The following is a 21192-nucleotide window of genomic DNA, read 5'->3' as shown; positions in this document are numbered from 1 at the left end:
TTTTTCGCCCTAACCTTGGTATTAGTTATCGGGCTTTTCTTGTTTGAAATTTACTCCCCTGAATATGGATTCAAAATGCCATGGATTCAAACATAAATGGAGAACCTCTCTGTGTCTAAAAACATTCTGCATCGCTTAAGCTCTGAAAATAGTCTAACTCAACTAAATTACATTTATTCCTTATTAATTTTAGCGGCAATGGCATTTATTTTGACAACGGCAATGTATATGCAATTAGTTTATAGCGAATACCCTTGTCCACTTTGTTTACTACAACGAGTTGCTTATTTTGGCGTTTGTTTTGGTGTTATCCTCAATTTGCGCAATGGCTATTCCATGCGTTATGAAGGCCTTACATTGCTCTCTACCATTTTGTTATTAATTATTAGCTCTCGCCAAACTTTACTTGATATCTATCCAAGACCCGGTCATGAGTATATTGGCTCAGCCTTCCTAGGATTGCACATGCCAGTTTGGTCGATTGTATTTTCTATCTTATTATTGCTGGCCTATGCTATTCGATTTTGCATACTTGGTTTTGGCGATTACCTAACTAAATCGTCTCTTAAATCCTACCCCAAAACCGCATTGCTTGCAGGCATGTTAATGTGGCTTGTCATTGTCTTATGCGGTTTAAATGTCCTCTCTACCTTTTTTCAATGCGGGTTTTCAGCCTGTCATACCTTTGTAAAGGTTTAACATGATTGCGACTGACAATAAGTGTTCAGTACCGTTCACTGCACCATTGAGTACCGCCGCAAAGGTTCCTACCTGATATAAATCTGACGTATTTTTGCAATAACCTAGGCTAGTGATCGTCAACATTAACCATAACATTATTCTTGTCATAGATGTTCCATGTTAGGGAGTTTTGAATTTACATTAAGGTGTACACGTTCTGATTCAGACCTACTGGGCAATCCCATTGCTTCATACCATCTTGCTTGCTAAAGCTAACAATTCGATCATCAATAAATTTAAGCGAACAAATGGCCCCATTATGTGCTTTCCAGGTTTTAGATTCCCCGGATTTAGGATGAATAACGGTAAGATTGCCTTGTTCGTCGCCACCTACCTCAACTCTTTCTTGGTTACTTAAGGTAAACCCTGTTTCTATCTTTGGTTTAACTTGTAAAGGCATGTAAAGGCTGTTACCCAATTCAGCTTGAGGCAAGCTATATTGCATAGAGGCTATACGCGCAGCATCCGGTCTCGCATTTTTAAAGAAAGAATTTATATTGTCACCAATAATATTTGGCTTTTGCGGCGGTAATGTTTTTCTAAGTTGCAACACATAATCCACTTTAATAGCATCTTGATCAAAAACAACCAACTCTGCATTTTCTGCGATGTCCTGAGGGCCGCAGATTTCACCATCTTTGGTTAAAGGAACCATGAAAGCCCATCGGTTGAGCCAATCCATAGATGCTGGCCAAGTTTATATGGCTAAAATTTAGAACTCTTTTCTTTGGTAAGGTTAATGCCACCACCGCCATATTCCTGAGATACTAAGTGTTTTATGGAAACAGTTTTCCCCATCCATGTCGCTGTATACGTTTTTGAGGAATCTTTTTCCCTTTGAATGTCATTTAAATTAATGTCACTTAACTCACTGTCTGCAATCAGCCTTTTCTTAACCGACATATCTATGGATTGATCTATAGGTGCTTTCAAGCTTTTACTCGCGAATTTATTCTGAAAATTGAATGAACTAAGAAATAAAGATGAGCGAAAAATAGGATAGGTTTATCGCTGAGCAAAAGCCTCATAAATAAAATTTGTACTGATATGCTCATCAATACCCACTTATTCACTCAATCTTTATCTCAACGACAAACCCGTTTAGTCATTAAAACCAGGAAAATTCCAGTCCTCTTTCGTCCTTAAAGAGAAGATATGTCGTCGTTTGGAAGAATCGAATCTCCAAAACCGCATCAAAATAATATGCCTATACTAAGGAAAACTTTTTTGGACTACGTAAAATTGCGAAATATAGGGGGTACTAACCACTCGTACGCAGGAAATTACTGCAAAACAAAGAGCAAGATTCTAATCGATAATTCTTTGTAGTATTGTCAGACAATAATTGGATCGATATATGGATTATAAAAATGACTCAAACGAAATATGAGCCTCTAAATATAATAAAATCTTCTCCTTTTACATTTTTTGGTATGCCAATAAGACAAGCAACCAACAATACTGTGTCGGCAAGAAATGAAGTGCTTAAGGGAATTCAAGATAAAGACAGAGAGACCGTTAAAGACGGACTAATTACTGCCTATTCTGCTCAAGACAAGAGTTTAATCTATTCTGCAAAAGCCACTGGTTTTTCCTTATACATGGGCTTTGAAGTATTTATGTGGAATCTTAAGTTTAGAAATGCCGCCACCACCAGTATCATTTTTCTTTCGTTACTTTGTGCTCAGCCATTAATAAATATTCGCGAATGTCGGAAAACCATTAGACATGGTGAGTCTTGGTTGAATGATGATCAGCAACCGAACCTAGCATATAAACCCATGTAATTTCGTCGCTGCTCCTCATCCGGTCAGTCATCCAATAGTAAGAGGAGCGCGACAAGCTATCATCGTAATAGTTATTACCTATCCTCTCAATTGTATTCTTTCACCAATAGAGTCCTGAAGACTACAATCACCCTTATTCAAGCTTTTTACCAAATCCGAAACTGTAGTAATTCTTTCTCTTCCCAAAGAGGACGTAATCGTATTAGCAGCCAAGAAAGTTGTAATTGCCTTACCTAGCTCGCCATTGTCTAATGCTTTCAAATGAGCATCACTTATCGCTCCACCATTAATTCCATGCGACAAAACACTTTTGATACAGTCAATTGCTTCTCGCTTTTCTGTTTTGCTACGCCCTAACCCTATACAAAAAAAATAGTGCTTGTACTCAGGAGCATACTCATCTCGTTTTTTCATATAGCTATCAAGAAGTTCTATGAATGACTCATTGGAATTCTGTTGCAATAATGAAGGTTTTTCCTCATGTGGCTTATCTTGTTCTTCTTTCTTTTGCTGCTGTATAAATTGCTCTTTAAGTTGTAATGCATATCTAACAAAATCTTCTTTTAACATAACATGGGAAGTATTTTTACAGGTTTCTCGGATAGTAATTGTGTCACCTAATGGTACGTTATTATCTAGTAATGCAATTAACATATAACAAAGGGATTGAAATTCTGGTTGAAAATCACCACTCTTATTATTTAATGCAACAAGTTCATTCCTTTCATTAAAAAAAGCATTGCCTGCTGTAATACATTTTCTATTAAACAAAGGAATATTAGGATCATCCTTAGTCATTTGAGCATGGGCAGGAGCACCATTGTTTGAAGGGTAACCTTCTTCACCAAAAACCAACTCCATATCCTTTCTTAATAAGAATCTAATAACCTTTTCATCTTTGCTTCCGTAAGGGTCATTACCGATTTTTACATCATCTAACAAAAGCTTAATTTCTTTAGCTGAATAAACACGAGGGTGAATACTTTTTAAGTATTCTAACATTCCTAATTTGGTGCCTTTTGCTGGTGTAAGAGTGACACTTGAAGAGATATCTTCAAATATTTTTAGAGTATCGTGGCCTTTCTGCACGATTGCGGAAAGATCAGAATTAAAAATCGAAAGTAGAGGCAACGAGCTTGCGTTATTATTTGAAACACTATTTGATAAATTAGCCGAACTTGTTCTACCTTTATGAGCCGAAGTACCTCGAACATCGATTTCTTGTTTAGCCTTCATTTAGTCTTTCCAATTTGTCTTCGAGTATGTTGATTCTAAACAGGAAATATTAATGGCAGATTAGGTGCTTATGACTTTTGGGTATCGAGGATTCCAATCGGGAATGATGGCAATAAGCGAACTTCTCACAACGGATCTGTCGCAAAAATAAACCCTGACACGAAATGGATAATCGCTGTAGAGCCTATCTAGAAAGAAATAGGCCCCCACTCCGTCATTCACTGCCATTAAGTTTAACCGTTCGCGCTGAGCAACTCAGCCCCTTTAGGGCAAATATCAGCAAAGAACTTCGAATCAGAAGCCCCTCATCTATCCTTCAAACACCTTTTCCCCAGGCTTATGCGAAAGAAATAATGAAAATCGTTCTTTGAGAGGAGTGTGCGCATGCACACGTCTCGAAGCGTCACAGAGTGCAAGGCTTCGAGACCTGAGGTATCCCCACGAATTTGAGATTCAGAGATGCAACTGAAAAGATATTTATTTATTGCTTAGATTGGTCTGTTTTCTGCCATTCTTGCGCAGGCAGGAATCCATCCCTCAAACATGGTGACGGGCTTCGCTTGATAAATGGATTCCCGCCTGCGCGGGAACGACATAAGAAAGTGCATAATCATTTAATCAATAGCTATTTCTTTGCGTTAAAAATTCGTGGGGATACCGTCATTGCGAACGGAGTGAAGCAATCCAGGGTTCAAAGCTTCGAACCTGGATTGCTTAGCTACTGCGTTTCTCACAATGACGCACTGAAGTTATTACTTTGGTCTTTTGTAAAATCATCATCAGAACCGTCTAGCACTTCTTGTTGAGATGCTTTAGGTTGAGGCTTAAAGACTGAAAATTTTAATTTGATATCAATTAAACAAGTCATTGCATCGCGACTGCTAGTCTTAGAATCTTTACCAGTATCAGACTCGAGCGATTCAGATGGAATTTGTGAGAACTGTTTTAATAGAGAAATTTTCACGCTTTCAGGAATATGGGAGTTATCCTTAATTTCATTAATATTTTGCTCTATACGATCATTATATTCCTTTTCAAATTGAATCATTTCCTTTTTCAATTCAGCTACTTCATCCACAGCTATAGCTGTATCTGTTTTGAAGAATTCAGAAAGCTGGGCAAATAGATTAGATAGCCACACCCAAAAACCGTCATATTCATCTACAAAAGCGTCTATTTCTTTATATAAGCCGGCATCCTTAAATTGCTGAAGAACCGTCATATCCTCTGAAATTTGCTGATATAGGGTACGGTATTTTTCTAAGGCTTCTACAATAGAATCCTTGCTGTTATTGAGGGATTCTGAAAGTTGCGTCAGCTCCGAGGATTCTACTTTCATAGCAAACTGGGTTAATTCATCATCGTCTTCATCAATTAAGGCTGTTTGCTGCTCCACTGTTGTTTTTAACTCGTCTAATTCCTCTTTAATATCATCAAGATGTTGCCTAATTAATTTTTCTAATTCTCTTTTAGCTTCACTATCTAAGGTATCGGGTAGCCGTTTGGAAATACTCTCTACTTGATTTGGGGCTACATAGCGAACCACGCTATTAGGCATTGCAAAGGCCCAGCTTGATACATATTGGGCAGACGATACAAAATTTCTATAGTAGCCAGGATTCTCGAGTTCAGTCTGTATCTCAACTAAGCGCTTAGATGCTTCTTTCGGGAAAACTGCCATTAATGCGTCATATTCTGTAGCGTTTTCTTTTATAAAAGTCAGGAAATACTTTCTTCGAGTCGCTTGATGGCTATTTCCTATCAAAGCAGCTAATAAATCTTTAGCATATTTTTTCTGTACTAATAGCTCTGTCTTCCTCTCTCTTGATTTGACTAAGAGATCCAAAACTGAGGGTAGGCTACTCACTTTCGCTTCTAAACGTTGAACTCTTTCATAAACATCCAGGTCAGCATCATCTAAAATTCTTAAATGAGATCGATTAACAAGACTACCGAAGGTTTTAGGTGTTGAATCCTCTTCAACTTGGGGACTAGGTTGCAATTCTAATTCGTCAATTTTCTTTGACGTTGTAGCTAAAATACCTTCTAAATCCGCTTCAATCTTCGTGAGATCTACAAATAGACTGGCGGTGGACTTAAGTGCCCAACTCAGATCTTTTAATTTAATATCAAGAATTTTCAGCGTGGTATAAACTGATTTACAGAAATCATAAACTTTCTTTTTATCAGGATTTTTGTCGACAAATTCAGACATCCATTTTTTAAAGCCTGATATTAGTATATTTAGATGCTGTTGAGGCTCGTTTTTTATGTTTATATCTAAACTAGCTATACTTTCCAACATCATGCACAGTAGCTGCAGTTCTTCTTTTTCTGTCTCTGCATTTAGACTTTCACAATACCCATCAACAATTAACCGACCATAAAGAATTGCACCCCGGGTACGTTGCTCAAACTCTTCTAAGGCAATGTAGGCCTGAGATCTACCATCAATTAAATCGTCTTGTATGCTATCCCAACTAGTTTTTGCAACATAGGTATCAATCAAAATTGCAGTGCTTAGAAGTGCTCCTTCTGACTCCGCAGATCCACCACGCCATTCAATGAACTTCTGTGAATAGTGTTCTGATTTTTCAACTGACATAACAACCCTAAGTTTAAGTAACTGCTGTTAGAGCAAACTATACTATTTTTTGTTAGTTTGGCATCTTATCATACAATGAATTCACGATGAAATTCTCTGGTTTAAAACAACCCCCATAGTCCAATCGCCTCCTTGACTGGCAGTCATATAATGAATAGCTTTTCCTGGCTGAATGCCATAACCATCAACCATTAAGGCATAGTAGTAAGATGGGAAAAGACAGTATCCATAGAAAAACTCATTATCCGAATACTGAGAACTCAATGTCGGCCATTGCTGCTGACAAACCAGTGAGTTTGCCTGTTCAAGTAATGATTCATTAGTAAATCGTCTACCCTCAAACTGGAAGGGTTGCGATTGCACAAGCTCGGCCATTCCCCCCAGAACATACCAATCATCGACAGGGTTTACTTTGATAGCAGGTTGCACAATTTGATTTACGCGATGAACATCATTCATTAATGAAGACACTTCTTTTTCACAGGTATAGGCATCTCCAGTTGCAGTCCGTCCTGTAGGTAATTCATAGTCATTGGCAAAGCAGGAGGAAGAGTCGAGATATTGATGAGTAACTTCCGTCTGGCCAAGTCCTAAAAAGCTATGGACAAATAGTTTGGTATGACGTCCATAAAGATCAACTTGCATTAGATCAGACTCATTTAATCCCTCTGCTCTATCAACAGGGAAAATAATTTGGACAGAAGCACCGCCCATATCCATCACACCAACAGCAGATTTATTCGGCGAATTCAGTGTTCCAAGTTGATAATTAACTGCTAGCCAGCCAAACATCCCCTCTTCAGTACCAGTAATTGTTTTGGCATTTTTTAAATGCCATTGCGGCTGCCCAGCAAACCAATTTTGCACTAAGTTATAAACTTGCTTTTGTTGGGGTTGTGATAACAATCTCATCCCAGCTGTTGCATAAAAATAGACAGGAAGATTGTCAGCAGGTGCGTCTGAAAAAAGCGAGCCTAGATAGGTATTGACTGTTGCCTGATTGTTTACAATTGTTGATAAGCCAGGCCTTACCTTTTTAGACCATAGCTCTCTTAGATTAATTGGCGTCTGAGTTTGATCTAAATCATAAGCATAAATATGTAAGCGTGATCCAGTACTACCACCATCCACCACAGCTATACATCGATGTTGCTGGCAGTCCGCACTTGTCGCATTTGCTTCAAAACCAAAAAAAATTGCGCATAAGGCGAATAAGTAAGCAGCGGAATTCATAAGGGAGCACTCTCCGTAAAAGTTAGCGTATAGTACACTGTGTTCATTTTATTGTCAATTATTAAGGCCTATTTCCCTTTGCCGACTCACTTCCTGTATGGCAGTACCTATATGGCTTGATTAAATTAATTTTTGTATTGAGCCCAATCGTCACCATGCCACAGTCGGCGGTATTGTAAATCGTGACTCTCTCTTTTTGTAGCGTTTCTATCGTTTGCTTATGGGGAAAATGATAGCGGTTATCAAAACCAGCAGAGATTATTGCGGAATTTGCTGCGACTGCTTTTATAAAAGCCAAGGAAGAAGAGGTCTTGCTGCCATGATGAGGAATCAGCAGAATATCCGCTCTGAGCCTTTCCCCATAGGTTCTAACAAGATAGTCCTCGGCCAAGCGCTCGATATCACCGGTAAGTAAAACCTTGCCAGCTTGATTTTGGATTTTTAAAACACAGGAACTATTATTTTTATCTCTGAATTTTTGGCTAATCGCTAGAAACTCAAAGCGAACGCCATCCCAAACCCAAGCAGGGTAACTGTGGCAGCCCTTCCCTCGATGGTAAAAAGAAACCTTATCAACGAGCAATTCTGCTATGGGGTATTTTTCTTCAAGAGATGGCAACCCTCCGCGGTGGTCTAAATCTGGATGACTTATAATAACCTTATCCAGCTTTTTAATCCCTAGGGTATTAAGGTAGGGAATAATCACCGACTTAGCCATATCCCCAGCCTGATAAAATTTCATACCGGTATCGTAGATCAGAATATGTTTTGCTGTCTGAACCACTACTGCTAAACCCTGGCCAACATCCAGAATATCAATCCAAGCCTCACCCTGAGCCAGCGTTCGATAAGAGGGGAAAATCGCAGAGTAAGTTAGCACTACCACAGCAGGGAATAATGCCCTAAGTGGTAGAAAAAGAAGAAGGAGCATGACTAGCATGAGGGCTAGGGGCGCTAATAAATTGCTGTAAGAAAAATCAAGGTTTATTCCAGCGAAAGAATCAATCCATTGCAGATAAGTTAATAATCCATCAATAGCTAATTTCACTGGATAAACTAATAACTGCACATCAAAAAAATACAATAAACCTAAAGCGATTAAAGCAAAGGGAACTATCACAAAACCAACCAAGGGAATGGCTACTAAATTTGCGGCAAATCCATTTATTGCGCCATAAGAAAACCAATATAAACTCAGAGGCATTAAACCCAATAAGCAGGCTAACTGGATATATAAAGCCTTTTTCAGGCTCCCTCCACTTACACGCTGATTAATTAAGAACAAAATCGCAACAGCTATAAAAGATAAATAAAATCCAGGAAGCAACACAGCATGAGGTTCATATAAAAGTACTAGCAATAAGCCATAACGCCAGGCTTGCCATAGGCTAAATCGTTGGCTTAAAAAATTCCTCATAAAGAAGAAAAAACAAGCAAAAAGCGAGCGTTGCGAAGGCGGTTCAAAACCGGCGAGTAAGGCATAAATCAGCGCCATTAATAAGGCAACGATACTAGCTAGCTTCGTAGCCGGGCAGTATAAACATAAGCGGCTAGAGAACGACCAAAGCCATTTGATGAACCAATAGCCAAAACCGGCAATTAAACCAATATGAGAACCTGAAATAACCATAAGATGTGTTGTGCCCGTACGGCGAAATAGATCCCAGAGTTTTTTGTCAATATGAGAAGTCACATTCAAGGTCAGCGCCTGGAAAATACCAAGTGCCGGACCACTGGGCAGAGCACTCTCGATAAGAGCTGCTAATTTCTCCCGTATGAGAAGAATAGTTTGTGGCTTGCCATCCCCTTGACTTAATAGGCTAGCGCCAGGTTTTAAATAGCCCGTCCAGCGAATATGCCGTGCTTCTAAACCGCGGACAAAATCAAAGCTACCGGGATTAGCCAGGTTCTCTGGTTTCTTTAATTTTGCTTGTAGATGCCAAACCTCCCCTACTTGAAATTTAGGGCAGTGTTGATAGCAAGATAGCAGTATCGTCGCATCAACAGCTTGGTCATTTAAACGACGGGCCTGCAACTGAAACTGTGTTTTTGTAAAGGAACTAATGGGTATCGAAACCACCTCCCCTTCTATACTCGCTTTAGCAAGAACAGGCACATCCGGCATGCCTCGGTCACTTACCCAGTATTGATGAGATAGCCCCAGAGCGAATGCGGCTATAAACCAAAAGATAACTGACCAATTCGGTTTGAGAAACAAACTGGCGGAAAGAAGCAATAAGGGATAAATCGCTTTTGTATAAAAAAAAGCTATCCCTGCAAAAAAACAGAGAATTTCCATATTAAAAAGTTGGACTTACAACGTGGGGCACACTTTATAACAAGTTTAGGAAGGAGACAATTGGCTCTTAAACACCTACGTCATGTCGAGCGTAGTGAGACATCTCCTGAATGCAAGGAGATCCCTCTCTGCGTTCGGGATGACGGGGATCACTACTATCTTATAAAATTATCGAAATCCCTCAGTCAAGCCGCGGGAATTCGAGTTTTCCTGATGACTCTTAAAGGCCAAAGAGAATTCTTCACAAACTCTAGTAAAATCAAATCGATTGCAATAGGATAAGCAAATCTAAGTGAAAGGGATGTTTCTGCATGATCATTACAGCACTCAACGAAAACAGCAGCAACGAAACGCGTGTTGCAATCACCCCCAATTCCATAAAACACTATCTCAAACTTGGCTTTGAAGTAGTCTGTGAAACAAATGCAGGCCAAGCCTCTGGTTTTAGTGATTCAGAATATGAAGCAGCGGGCGCTCGCATCGTTTCTGACCGCAAAGCCTTATTACAAAATGCCAAAGTACTCGTCTGTGTTAACGAACCAAAGCCAGAGGATTTACAAGGGCTAGCTGCTCATAGCTTGATTATTGCCCCAATTGATAATGAGCCCGATAGTGAATTACTGAAATGGGCAGGCACAGAAAAGATCAGCGTCTTTTCCATGAACCTCATTCCCCGTATTAGCCGTGCTCAAAGCATGGACAGCCTTTCCTCCCAGGCTAACTTGGCAGGATACCGAGCAGTACTTGAAGGAGTAAACCATTTTAATCGTGCGATCCCCATGATGATGACCGCAGCTGGAATGATTCACCCTGCAAAAGTGCTTATTCTTGGCGCTGGGGTTGCTGGTTTACAGGCTATTGCTACTGCCCGCCGATTAGGTGCTGTGGTCTATGCCTTTGACGTGCGACGTGCAGCAAAGGAACAGGTTGAAAGTTTAGGCGCCGAATTTATTGAAGTTAGTGCTGAGCAAGATAATGAAACTAGTGGCGGCTATGCCAGCGAAACCTCGGAAGAATATAAACAATTACAAGCCAAACTCATTGATGAATACGCTAAGCAGGCTGATATTGTCGTTTCTACTGCGCTGATTCCTGGCAGAAAGGCACCAATCCTGATCACTAAGAAAACCGTTGAGGGAATGAAGCCTGGTTCTATTATTGTTGATTTAGCTACCGCTCGAGGCGGGAATTGTGAATCCAGTGAACGCGATAAAGTCATCAAGGATGGCGAGGTGACTATTGTTGGCTTATCTAATCTAGCTGGACTTATCCCCGCTACTGCTAGTGAGCTCTACGCTAACAACCTTGTGCATTTAGTAACCCTGCTCGCAGCAACTCCTGCTGAACTGATCTTTAATAATGAAGATGAAATTATCAAGCAGGCATTACTGAGCCACGATGGCAGCTATTTACCTTTCCAACAGGCTAAGGACATCTGAAATGACTAGTATTAATACCCTAAATAATCCCTATATAGCTATTCTGACTATCTTTGTTCTAGCCTGCTTTGTAGGTTATTACGTGGTATGGAAGGTAACACCAGCCTTACATACACCACTGATGTCAGTAACTAATGCGATCTCAAGTATTATCATTTTGGGAGCACTCATTGCAGCAGGAAGCCAACTTACAGGAACAATCACCTATCTTGGCGGCTTAGCTATTTTTATCACTGCTATTAATATATTCGGTGGTTTTGTTGTGACACAGCGTATGTTGCGTATGTATAAAAAATCGTAATAGCTCACCTGGGATGTAAAAATCTTGGAGAAAGTTCAATTTTGAGTCCAGGTCGAGAGAAAAACGTGATTAAAAAGCGCAGAATAGCTATCTAATTGGGCATTTTTAATCAGGTTTTTCTCTCGAGATGGGCCAAAAGTGGACTTTCCCGAGTACGGAGTGATCTACTACAAAAAAGCTTTAGGCCTTATAGGACGGATATCTCATGACCTCATTAGTTCCATATTTATATTTGATTGCTGCTGTATGTTTTATTTTAGCGCTCAAAGGACTTGCTAGTCCTTCAACCTCCAGACGAGGAAACCTGCTAGGTATTAGCGGTATGGCTCTTGCCGTTATCTCTACCCTGATGATGCCCACGGTGAGCCATCACTGGCTATTAATCGCATTAATTATTGCTGGAGGGGCTGTTGGTACCCTGATCGCTTTAAAGATTAATATGACAGCCATCCCACAACTAGTTGCTGGATTCCACTCCCTTGTTGGTCTAGCCGCTGTTCTGGTTGCTTTTTGTGCCTTTCTATCGCCGACCTCTTTTGGTATTGGCTCACCTGGTGCGATTGAAACAGCCAGCCTAATTGAAATGAGTCTCGGATTGATTATCGGTGCCATTACCTTTTCTGGCTCCATTATTGCTTTTCTAAAATTGCAAGGCTGGATGACGGGCCAACCTATTCGATTCCCTGGGCAAAAACTAGTAAATCTAATAGCCGCCTTGCTTATTCTTGGTTTGTTTATCTGCTTTGTTAGCCAGCAGTCAATTCATGTTTTCAGCCTGCTCGCCCTACTCTCTTTCCTGCTTGGCTTTTTGCTGATTGTCCCAATTGGCGGAGCCGATATGCCTGTTGTCATTTCAATGCTGAACTCCTATTCAGGATGGGCTGCAGCAGGTATCGGATTTACTCTAAGTAACCATTTACTAGTGATTACAGGCGCGCTTGTTGGAGCCAGCGGGGCCATCCTGAGTTATATCATGTGCGTTGGCATGAACCGCTCCATATTCAATGTTATTTTTGGCGGTATCAAAGCAGTTGATTCATCAGCGAGCAGTTCTCATCATGAAGGCCAGCAAGTCAGGCAAGCTAATGGTGAAGACGCGGCCTTTTTATTATCGAATGCCAAAGATGTTATTATCGTCCCCGGCTACGGTATGGCGGTTGCCCATGCACAGCATGCGGTTAAAGAGTTGGTCGATGCCTTAGAAGCCCGTTCAATTCGCGTGCGCTTTGCCATTCATCCCGTAGCAGGTCGTATGCCTGGCCATATGAATGTGTTATTGGCCGAAGCCAATATTCCCTATGATCGTGTTTTTGAGCAGAGTGAAATTAACCGGGATTTTGCAACTGCTGATGTTGCCTTTGTTATCGGGGCTAATGATATTACCAACCCAGCAGCAAAAACGGACCCCAGCTCTCCCATTTATGGCATGCCTGTTCTCGAGGTAGAAAAGGCAAAAACAATTTTATTCGTAAAACGAAGCCTTGCACCAGGCTATGCCGGTGTTGAAAATGAGCTGTTTTTCCATGACAACACCTACATGCTTTTTGGTGATGCAAAGGCAATGACAGAATCAATTGCCAAGGCTTTGACAGAAATTTAGGAACAGTAGTAGGTATAGCCTTGGTACAGCGAAGCGAAATCCCAGAGCAGTGGCACCGAATTCCCGGATTTCGCTTCGCTGCATCCAGGCTACAACCCTGCCTACATTTGTCCTCGGCTTTTATACGTAGCTCCCTGACCAATTATTTATTGCCTTGCCCAGAAAATAACGCTATCTTAGCTCAATTTTTTATTTAGGAGACTCTTAGATGATACAAAAAATTAAATGCTCTTTGGTTTGTTCAGCTCTAGCCCTATTTGGTACCAACCTCTGGGCTTCAGGCGTGGCACTACCGCTCAATGTGAGCCAAGCCGAGCCTTACATATTAAAAATAGGGGAAACGAAAACCCTCACTAACTTAGCTCCTTGGAAAATTTCAGCCAAATGTACGATTTCAACTCAAGATGAGGGTTGTCATTCGGTATATGCAAAACATGAAGGAAATAGCCCCCTGTGCACAGTCAATGGAGACCCTTTAGTAGACTCAATAACATTTGACCTTTGTCATAACCAAGCTCTCATTCTTAGCGCAGAATCAGCAGCATCAGTATCGTTCACTAACAATAGCAAAACATCTTACATAGCCATTAGCTGCTCAATAATTAAGTAGTTCTTGTCTGATCGAGCACAGATGACAGGATATAGACTGGGCTGACAAATCCAGCATTTTGTAATAAGTCACGTCCCCCACCTCTTATCTAAGGAAAACCTTGATGCAGCGCAGCGTAATCAAGGTTTCATTTAAATTCACACTACTCTGGGATTTCGGCATGGAGGTGACCTATTACAGCATTTTCCCTCAGGCATTACATAAAAGCGGTGTTTAGCAGCCCAGCCTACGCTTTTAGAACAAACACTATCTTAGTGCTGCTTTTTATTTAGGAGATTTTTACATGTTGCAAAAAATTAAATGCGGTTTGATTTGTTCAGCTCTAGTCCTATTAAGCACTAACCTCTGGGCTTCCCCAAGCATGGGGCTCCCACTCGATATAAGCAAATCTACTGCTTATACATTAAATGCAGGGGAAAAGAGAATCATTACTAACTACGATCCCAAGGAAATTTCGGCAAAATGTAAAATCTCAACTCAAGACAAGAATTGCCATTCAGTTGATGCCGTACATATAGAAGATACCCCCATGTTCACAATCAATGGAAAACCTTTAACAGGCTTAACAACACTGGGCCTTTGTCATAATGATGATCTCTTTCTTAGTGCAGATTCAACAGCAGCAGTATCACTCACTAACAACAGCAAAACCTCTTACATAGCAGTTAGCTGTTCTATAACTAAGTAGTCCTTGGATAGGATGTAGGTTGAACTGTTGTAATAGAGCACGCCGCTTCTTGTCTCCACATCCCCGTCATCCTGAGCTGGATGACGGGGACGGATGTGAAATCAAGGGGCTTGACCCATAATAAGTATTTACGCAAAAAAATCAAACGTAGCCTTAATGCAGCGCAGCGTAATCAAGGTTTTCCGATTCCTCTAAGGGGATAACTCTGGTAATAATAGGTCACCCCCATTTCGAATTCCCGCGGCTTGACCGCGGGATCTGTGGGCTCAGAGTGAAGAATTTCTAACCAACAGATCCTGCGGTCAAGCCGCGGGAATTCGATGCTGGAGAGGGGCTGGCCTATTACCTCTCGCGATAATTTGTCATAGAAAACCTTGATTATGCTGCGCTGTATCAAGGCTTGTGTAGATATCTAATGTCATCTCAAGGCGCCACAGAACTTGATGCCCCACTAGAACAACTAGGCCGATCCTCTGGTTCAGAAGAAACCTCTTTTCCTTCACTGTTTTGCACAAACATTACCGGTATTGCTAAAGGCACAGAGCTTGATGCCTTACCAGAGCTGCTGGAAGAAGGTTCAGCTTGAAGTCTAACCGCTTGCTGCTCAGGAACAACCACTTGTGGTTCATGATTTGGCAGCAGCATTACCGGTTCCTCTAAGGATAGGGGCTGCTCAAAGGAATCATAATTTCTTTGGTGGAAATTCATGGCCTCAAACAGACTTGATTGATAGCTGCCCTCAAAAAAGTTCTCTGCAAATTTTATTGTATCAGCCAGTGCACTGGTAAAATCTGTGTTATTTTTGACTTGATAGCCTTTTAGACGAATAAAGAGCATTAAACTGATAATTTCATCCGAATCAGAGCTATTAGCAAAAATAGGGGGTCTGCCTCGATAGATTTCTGATAATGCATGTTGCCAATACCGATTGAAGGTCTTACTTATACTTGAATCCTCTGGATAGTAAGACTTTTCATTCTCGTCAGAAGAAAAAAGATAAGACATTATTTTATTATCAATGAGATATTGGTAATTTTTCATAGCCAATCCAAAATCCCGGAAAAACATAGCTTTTATGTTATTGACACGTACACTAAAGGGTAATTTTACCATTGACGGGGCAATTATTTGGATGAGGTCTTGAGTATGCGATCCAATATTTTTATTCAATGAATGAGCAAAACGGATTATTCGCAAAATTCGCGATGGATCTTCCACTAGCCGTGTATAAGCATTGCCAATTAAAGTAAGCGTTCGAGAATAGATTGACTTATAGCAATTAAGAGGATCGTATAACTTCCTTTTTATGGGACAGAAGAAAAGGGCATTACATTCTGCATCTTTTTTTTCAGCCTCTTCTTTAAGAGTTGATGAAGTACTCGATACCAGGTCAACACCTGGACACAGAAAATAGAGATCGGGATGCCTCTTACTTAATTTTCCCCAGCCATTAAACAATTTATAAGCTACATCACGTGGGCAGTCAGTAACAATGTCAACATCATGGGGCCTTAATCCCAGAAGCCTATCTCGTATCAAGCCGCCGGAGATATAGCTTTGGTATCCTGCCTTATGAAGCCGTAAACAAATTTCCCAAATTTCTCGTGGCAACCGGAAAATACGTGGATCTATGCCATCTACTACTGGGCAATCGCTTGAATCTAATTTTCGTTTTAATGGCAATTTAGGCTGAGCAACTACCTCAGCAGAGGTCGATAAAACCGTAGAGTTTTCTGAAACAGTTTTCAGTTTACGTCCCTCTTTAGGTTCTACCGACTGACCTGCCCTATCCTCAAAAATGGTGTCTGATTGGATTCCTTGGTAGGTATCAAAGGTTGTACGCCCAAGAATTTTTTCTATTGTCGTTTTTGCATCTGTCCAGGCTGGTTGAGCTGCGGGCTTTTCTTTTACGCTAGAGCTGGCTGCCTTAGTTGAACTTGTGGCATGAGGCGCCGCTTTTGGCCTTGTGTTTGAACTTGCGGCATGAGACTTTGGCTTTGTATTTGAGCTTGCGGCAGTAGCTGCTGCTTGCGGTCTTGCACCATCGGGCACTGCTTTGGGTTTTGTACCTGGTGTTTTTTTACTCTTAAATATCCACGGTTCATAAGGTCTTGGCTCTTCAAAAGACGTTGAGGTAGCTGCAGCGCTTCTAGGCAGAATGTATTTTACCTCTTGTTCTTCCGTTGACTGAGGTTGTTTTTTAGACGCTGGCCGGTCTTTCGCTTTTACAGTTTGGGCTTGAGTAGCCTTCCGTCGTCCATTTTTTGAGGTTCTTGCCATTGCATCAAGTTCATCAGGGGAAAATGCTCCTGTCTTTTTTACTGCTGTGTTTTCTACTGCTTTCTTCTCTGATCCTTTGAAAGAAGAAATTTGTGCGTTATAGGCTTTATTCTCTAACTTTGTGATGCTTGGAATAAGCGAGTCAAGCTGGTTTTTATAGTGCTCATAATCTGCTTTTTCTCTTAATTTTTGCTCTTCAGAAGCAATGACTACGATGCTTGATAATACACTCGCATTAACATAGCGTTGATAAGATGACTCCCATAGAGCGCCTAAGGTCTTTGGATACCAGGGTGATGACTCGTCCAGCTGGCTTAAAACATAACGAAGAGCATTTATTCTGGATTCTAAAATCACATTAGTTAGGAGGTGATTATTGCTTGGTTCTATATCAGCTAAAGAAGCCTGATTCAAATATTGCCCGTAAGCAGTCCAAAAATCGTCACTAAGAACGGCTAAGGGTATTTGTTCTGCGGCAGGCACTTCTCCAGAGGCTTGCCGGATAAAATTTTGAAATTCGCGGCAATCAAAAGCAGAAAGATAAATAGAAAGTGTAAGCTCCTTCATCTCATTACTAGTTTTTATGTACTGGGCTTCAGGGAGGGATAATGAGGCTCTATACATTAGGAACTTCAAGTTATCGTAAGCCAACAACAAGGCTCTTGCTGCCTGGTTACGATCACTTTGATGCCATTGCAAGGAGGCATAGTCTATATAACCAGTCATCACACTATATAAGGCATCAAGCCATTTCGGCTTAATATCTTGCACAAAAGGAGTTACTAATACATCAGTCCTATCAACGTACTGAAGGAGTTTTTGATAATTATGGGCATAATTCGCCATGAGGACATAATTTTTAGATGCTCGATTCAAGTAAGAGGTAACAAGCGCTTGAGGAATCATATTTTCTTTGATTAACCTTGCAGTTGTATGATTTATTGAAGCTAGGGTCTGGCATAAAAAATGAGTTAATTGATCAGAATAAGGCGTATTTTTTTGCCTGGAATCCAGATTTGTTAAGGCATACTCAAGAATATTAACGTTCTCTTGCAGTTTAACAAGATGTTGCTCCGCTGCGTCCAAAGACTCAAAATTAATTTCCTCCGATACTGTAAAGCGAGGATGATTAACAACGTATTTCTGAAAACGGTTTTGAAAATATAAGGGAACAGGATTAGGCATTTGCAATGCCGGAGAAGGTACCTCAGCTGTAGCTTCAATTTGTGCTATTTCTAAGAGCAAGGGTTCAAAATAATTAGGTATTCGTGAAGATGCTGCCTGTAAATGTTTGTTTAAAACACTAAGTATTTTATTGAATTGCTTAACAATAGGTGCAGCATCATCAGTGTAATTCTCAGTAAACAACCTTACCCACTGAGTACAGAGTTCAATAGCACTATTAAGGTTTTTTTCAGCATTTTTATGGTATTCACTTTGGGTCAGTTGACCTAAGGCTCTAAAGGTTTCTTTAAATTTAGTGTTAGCATCACTATTAAGATTTATAACCCGTGTATATAGAAGTGGCTCAGCTAAATAAGGGGTTATATCGGCTTTTATTCGATCAAATTGTTCTGCCAGGTTATCTGAAAATGAGGATGATGACGAAACCTGCCCTGCATTGTCTAGATCAAAGGGATATGCAGGTTGAGCTTTTTTTAATTGAGCAGCTTTTTCTCTGATTAAATCTTTATATTCTTCTATAATCTCTTTTGACTGCCTAACAGTATCAGTGGTCTTATCTAGCCTATCAATTTCAAAATTTGATCGTATAAGGATCTCATTTAGTGAGCTAACAGGTACAATAGATGCTAGTGCTCTCCAGTTTTTCTCGATTATATTTAGGTGTACTTTTAGCTTTTCTTTATACTTACTAGCCTCATTCAGATCACCTATTTTTACGTACATCTCATAAAAGGTTGCTAAAACAGTCGAATAGCCAATTATCGTTTCAGGCAGCACATTAGTTACCATATGATTCAATAATGGAAGTTGGATATTCATGTCCTTTTTTGAAGCAATATCTTCAATCAATTGTCTTAGCTCAAGATAGCATGCATCGAGTACTGGGCTTACAAGAAGAAGCCAGTTTAATCCTCCTGCTGGTGATATTTGAAACTCTTCTTCAGCACAACTTTTTAAGTTAGTTATTGTCGCCCATAGGTCAACGATTATTAGCCGGTGGTCTTGAACACGTATATCGTTATCCTTTATAAGATGAAGTTGTATGAAACATCCAACATTGAGTGCAGCACTCAGAACTTTGAGTTTCTCTCTATGCGATATTTTTGCTTCCAGTCTGTTTCGCACATCACCAATATAATTCGAGTATTCAATGAAAATAGCATTAGTAGCTAATGTATTTGATTTAAATGCTTCTGCCATTTGTCTGGCTAAAGAAACAGCAAATTCATTATTAGGGTCTGCTGGGATATGAGCGAGCCTTTGAAACAACTCTTTTGGTGTTATTTTTGGGGCTGCTTTAGCTGGAGCTTTGACTAGGGCTTTTTGTCCTGTAAACATGCAATACCTTATCTTACTGATCAAACAAGACTCAATATGATAAATATTTCGTGATATTTTAGCTAACCTTTATGTGCTTTAATTTCTCATAGTGACTATTAAAAACTTATTTTGGTTTGGATTCATTCCAAATTCCCGTGGCTTGCCCAATGGGATCTTGCCTTTGCAAAAGCTATAAAGCAAACCTAGCCTTGATTACGCTGCGCTGCATCAAGGCTACACTTGTGTTGATACCTATGGGGCAAGGCCTTTAATGCTCACGAGTCGCAGAAAAATGAATCTTCGGATAACGCTCCTGTGCCATAGTTAAATTAACCCTGGTTGGCGCCAGATACATGAGTGAATCGCTACCATCCAAGGCCAGGTAATCATTGGCTTTGGCACGAAATTCTGCCATCGCCTTATCGTCCTCTGCATAGACCCAACGGGCACAGGTTGTATTTACTGCCTCGTAAACGCAATCAACCTTGTATTCATGTTTGAGTCGATGGGCTACCACATCAAATTGCAAGATACCCACAGCCCCCAGAATGAGTTGGTTTGAATTGAGCGGCCTAAAAATCTGGGTTGCCCCCTCTTCCGACAACTCAATAAGCCCTTTGAGAAGGGCTTTGCTTTTTAAGGGATCTTTCAGACGTACCAAACGAAAAAGTTCCGGGGCAAAATTGGGAATACCAGTAAATTTCAAGATCTCGCCCTGGGTAAAGGTATCTCCAATTCGAATAGTTCCGTGATTATGCAAACCGATAATATCACCTGCCATGGCCATCTCTGCATGCGCTCGATCACCTGCCATAAAGGTCAAAGCATTGGCAATTTGAACTTCCTTAGCGAGGCGGAGATGATTCAGCTTCATTCCCTTTTTAAAGGTTCCTGAGCAAATCCGCAGGAAGGCAATACGGTCACGATGTTTAGGGTCCATGTTGGCCTGAATTTTAAAGACAAAACCACTAAAATTTTCTTCCTTAGGATCAACCTGACGCTCAAGGGCAGCACGCGGCATTGGCCCTGGTGCATGCTCGGCAAAGTCATCCAGCAATTCTTTAATGCCAAAATTGTTAATCGCTGAGCCAAAATAAACAGGAGTCATCTTGCCAGATAAATAATCCGCAAGATTAAACTCATGGGAAGCCCCCTTGACCAGTTCAATTTCGTCGCGCAACTCTTGTGCGGCCTCACCTAATAACTCATCCAGCTGAGGATTATCAAGGCCTTTAATTTGCGTAGCTTCCTGCTTCTGTGCATTTTTACCTGTCTGATAGAGATAAATAGTGTCCTGATAGAGGTGATAAATTCCCTTAAATCGCTTACCCATACCCACCGGCCAGGTCACTGGTGCACACTGAATACCCAATACGGTTTCAACCTCATCCAATAAGCTGATTGGCTCGCGGCCCTCGCGGTCTAATTTGTTGATAAAGGTCATAATCGGCGTATCGCGCAAACGGCAAACTTCCATCAGCTTAACCGTGCGTTCCTCAACCCCTTTAGCAACGTCGATAACCATCAATGCAGAGTCAACGGCAGTAAGCGTGCGATAAGTATCTTCAGAGAAATCCTCATGCCCAGGGGTATCAAGGAGATTCATGACATGTTGATTATGGACAAACTGCATCACTGAGGTGGTAATCGAAATCCCTCTTTCCTTCTCCATTTCCATCCAATCAGAGGTCGCATGGCGATCAGCTTTACGCCCCTTTACCGTTCCAGCGAGCTGAATTGCACCTCCGAATAGCAGCAGTTTTTCAGTAACGGTAGTTTTACCTGCATCCGGGTGGGAAATAATTGCGAAAGTCCGTCGCTTGGTGAAATCCTGATAAAAGTCAGACATAAAAGAACCTACAATTCAT

The 21192-nt window shown here is 40.7% G+C and carries 16 protein-coding genes; 7 read left to right on the top strand and 9 right to left on the bottom strand.

The features are described from left to right. Positions 1-111 precede the first annotated feature (111 nt). A complete protein-coding gene (locus tag BN1094_RS15820; protein WP_044012566.1) occupies positions 112-699 on the top strand; it encodes a disulfide bond formation protein B in 588 nt (195 codons plus the stop codon). Here BN1094_RS15820 and BN1094_RS19710 read toward each other — a convergent pair. From BN1094_RS19710 to BN1094_RS15810, 3 genes are read right to left on the bottom strand one after another with little or no spacing between them, the layout of a single operon-like run. Next, the gene (locus BN1094_RS19710; protein WP_141650503.1) at positions 670-849 is read right to left on the bottom strand and encodes a hypothetical protein; all 180 of its coding nucleotides are present in this window, start codon (positions 847-849) and stop codon (positions 670-672) included. The two genes, BN1094_RS15820 and BN1094_RS19710, sit on opposite strands and share 30 nt — an antisense overlap. Positions 850-877: 28 nt before the next feature. Beyond that, positions 878-1423 carry a hypothetical protein gene (locus BN1094_RS15815; RefSeq protein ID WP_141650502.1) on the bottom strand — a complete coding sequence of 182 codons (546 nt, stop codon included), beginning with the start codon at positions 1421-1423 and terminating at the stop codon, positions 878-880. A 23-nt stretch (positions 1424-1446) separates the two neighbouring features. Beyond that, positions 1447-1674, bottom strand: a complete 228-nt coding sequence (locus tag BN1094_RS15810) for a hypothetical protein (RefSeq protein ID WP_141650501.1) — start codon at positions 1672-1674, stop codon at positions 1447-1449. A 437-nt stretch (positions 1675-2111) separates the two neighbouring features. Here BN1094_RS15810 and BN1094_RS15805 point away from each other — a divergent pair, with 437 nt between their 5' ends. Beyond that, on the top strand, positions 2112-2528 hold the full coding sequence (locus BN1094_RS15805) for a hypothetical protein (protein WP_044012117.1): 417 nt from the start codon (positions 2112-2114) through the stop codon (positions 2526-2528). Positions 2529-2606: 78 nt separating this feature from the next. Here BN1094_RS15805 and BN1094_RS18990 read toward each other — a convergent pair whose 3' ends face one another. The 4 genes from BN1094_RS18990 to BN1094_RS15780 all read right to left on the bottom strand — a co-directional run bounded on the left by BN1094_RS18990 (position 2607) and on the right by BN1094_RS15780 (position 9901). Next, positions 2607-3764 carry a hypothetical protein gene (locus tag BN1094_RS18990; RefSeq protein WP_052403338.1) on the bottom strand — a complete coding sequence of 386 codons (1158 nt, stop codon included), beginning with the start codon at positions 3762-3764 and terminating at the stop codon, positions 2607-2609. Between the two features lie 730 nt (positions 3765-4494). After that, a complete protein-coding gene (locus tag BN1094_RS15790; protein ID WP_044012114.1) occupies positions 4495-6369 on the bottom strand; it encodes a hypothetical protein in 1875 nt (624 codons plus the stop codon). A gap of 81 nt (positions 6370-6450) precedes the next feature. Further along, a complete protein-coding gene (locus tag BN1094_RS15785; RefSeq protein ID WP_044012113.1) occupies positions 6451-7602 on the bottom strand; it encodes an acetate and sugar kinases/Hsc70/actin family protein in 1152 nt (383 codons plus the stop codon). 61 nt (positions 7603-7663) lie between these two features. Continuing rightward, positions 7664-9901, bottom strand: a complete 2238-nt coding sequence (locus tag BN1094_RS15780; protein ID WP_044012112.1) for a DNA internalization-related competence protein ComEC/Rec2 — start codon at positions 9899-9901, stop codon at positions 7664-7666. Positions 9902-10212: 311 nt separating this feature from the next. Here BN1094_RS15780 and BN1094_RS15775 point away from each other — a divergent pair, with 311 nt between their 5' ends. From BN1094_RS15775 to BN1094_RS15755, 5 genes are all read left to right on the top strand, one after another. After that, complete coding sequence (locus BN1094_RS15775) at positions 10213-11340, top strand: Re/Si-specific NAD(P)(+) transhydrogenase subunit alpha (protein ID WP_044012111.1); 1128 nt, start codon at positions 10213-10215, stop codon at positions 11338-11340. A gap of 1 nt (position 11341) precedes the next feature. After that, positions 11342-11641 (top strand): proton-translocating transhydrogenase family protein, encoded by a 300-nt coding sequence (locus tag BN1094_RS15770; RefSeq protein WP_044012110.1) that lies wholly within the window; start codon positions 11342-11344, stop codon positions 11639-11641. A gap of 205 nt (positions 11642-11846) precedes the next feature. Continuing rightward, positions 11847-13241, top strand: a complete 1395-nt coding sequence (locus BN1094_RS15765) for an NAD(P)(+) transhydrogenase (Re/Si-specific) subunit beta (RefSeq protein ID WP_044012109.1) — start codon at positions 11847-11849, stop codon at positions 13239-13241. A 208-nt stretch (positions 13242-13449) separates the two neighbouring features. Further along, positions 13450-13851, top strand: coding sequence for a hypothetical protein (locus BN1094_RS15760; RefSeq protein ID WP_044012108.1), 402 nt, complete (start codon positions 13450-13452; stop codon positions 13849-13851). A 283-nt stretch (positions 13852-14134) separates the two neighbouring features. Next, complete coding sequence (locus BN1094_RS15755; RefSeq protein ID WP_044012107.1) at positions 14135-14539, top strand: hypothetical protein; 405 nt, start codon at positions 14135-14137, stop codon at positions 14537-14539. 423 nt (positions 14540-14962) lie between these two features. On the opposite strand, the gene BN1094_RS15750 is transcribed toward BN1094_RS15755, so the two are convergent. Together BN1094_RS15750 and BN1094_RS15745 are read right to left on the bottom strand one after the other, a co-directional pair. Continuing rightward, positions 14963-19342: a tRNA nucleotidyltransferase/poly(A) polymerase family protein gene (locus tag BN1094_RS15750; RefSeq protein ID WP_044012106.1), complete on the bottom strand. Its 4380-nt coding sequence runs from the start codon at positions 19340-19342 to the stop codon at positions 14963-14965. Positions 19343-19592: 250 nt separating this feature from the next. Further along, on the bottom strand, positions 19593-21173 hold the full coding sequence (locus tag BN1094_RS15745) for a peptide chain release factor 3 (protein WP_044012105.1): 1581 nt from the start codon (positions 21171-21173) through the stop codon (positions 19593-19595). Positions 21174-21192 lie beyond the last annotated feature (19 nt).

Origin of the sequence: Legionella massiliensis (genome assembly GCF_000756815.1) — a bacterium.
In the GTDB taxonomy this organism is placed as follows: Bacteria; Pseudomonadota; Gammaproteobacteria; order Legionellales; family Legionellaceae; genus Tatlockia; species Tatlockia massiliensis.
This window is presented reverse-complemented; position numbering and strand designations above follow the sequence as displayed.

Bases quoted from the DNA above. Each gene is read 5' to 3' on its own strand.
- BN1094_RS18990 (WP_052403338.1), bottom strand. From the start codon at position 3,764: ATGAAGGCTAAACAAGAAATCGATGTTCGAGGTACTTCGGCTCATAAA.
- BN1094_RS15765 (WP_044012109.1), top strand. From the start codon at position 11,847: ATGACCTCATTAGTTCCATATTTATATTTGATTGCTGCTGTATGTTTT.
- BN1094_RS15750 (WP_044012106.1), bottom strand. From the start codon at position 19,342: ATGTTTACAGGACAAAAAGCCCTAGTCAAAGCTCCAGCTAAAGCAGCC.
- BN1094_RS15760 (WP_044012108.1), top strand. From the start codon at position 13,450: ATGATACAAAAAATTAAATGCTCTTTGGTTTGTTCAGCTCTAGCCCTA.
- BN1094_RS19710 (WP_141650503.1), bottom strand. From the start codon at position 849: ATGACAAGAATAATGTTATGGTTAATGTTGACGATCACTAGCCTAGGT.
- BN1094_RS15775 (WP_044012111.1), top strand. From the start codon at position 10,213: ATGATCATTACAGCACTCAACGAAAACAGCAGCAACGAAACGCGTGTT.
- BN1094_RS15790 (WP_044012114.1), bottom strand. From the start codon at position 6,369: ATGTCAGTTGAAAAATCAGAACACTATTCACAGAAGTTCATTGAATGG.
- BN1094_RS15785 (WP_044012113.1), bottom strand. From the start codon at position 7,602: ATGAATTCCGCTGCTTACTTATTCGCCTTATGCGCAATTTTTTTTGGT.
- BN1094_RS15815 (WP_141650502.1), bottom strand. From the start codon at position 1,423: ATGGATTGGCTCAACCGATGGGCTTTCATGGTTCCTTTAACCAAAGAT.
- BN1094_RS15805 (WP_044012117.1), top strand. From the start codon at position 2,112: ATGACTCAAACGAAATATGAGCCTCTAAATATAATAAAATCTTCTCCT.
- BN1094_RS15745 (WP_044012105.1), bottom strand. From the start codon at position 21,173: ATGTCTGACTTTTATCAGGATTTCACCAAGCGACGGACTTTCGCAATT.
- BN1094_RS15780 (WP_044012112.1), bottom strand. From the start codon at position 9,901: ATGGAAATTCTCTGTTTTTTTGCAGGGATAGCTTTTTTTTATACAAAA.
- BN1094_RS15770 (WP_044012110.1), top strand. From the start codon at position 11,342: ATGACTAGTATTAATACCCTAAATAATCCCTATATAGCTATTCTGACT.
- BN1094_RS15755 (WP_044012107.1), top strand. From the start codon at position 14,135: ATGTTGCAAAAAATTAAATGCGGTTTGATTTGTTCAGCTCTAGTCCTA.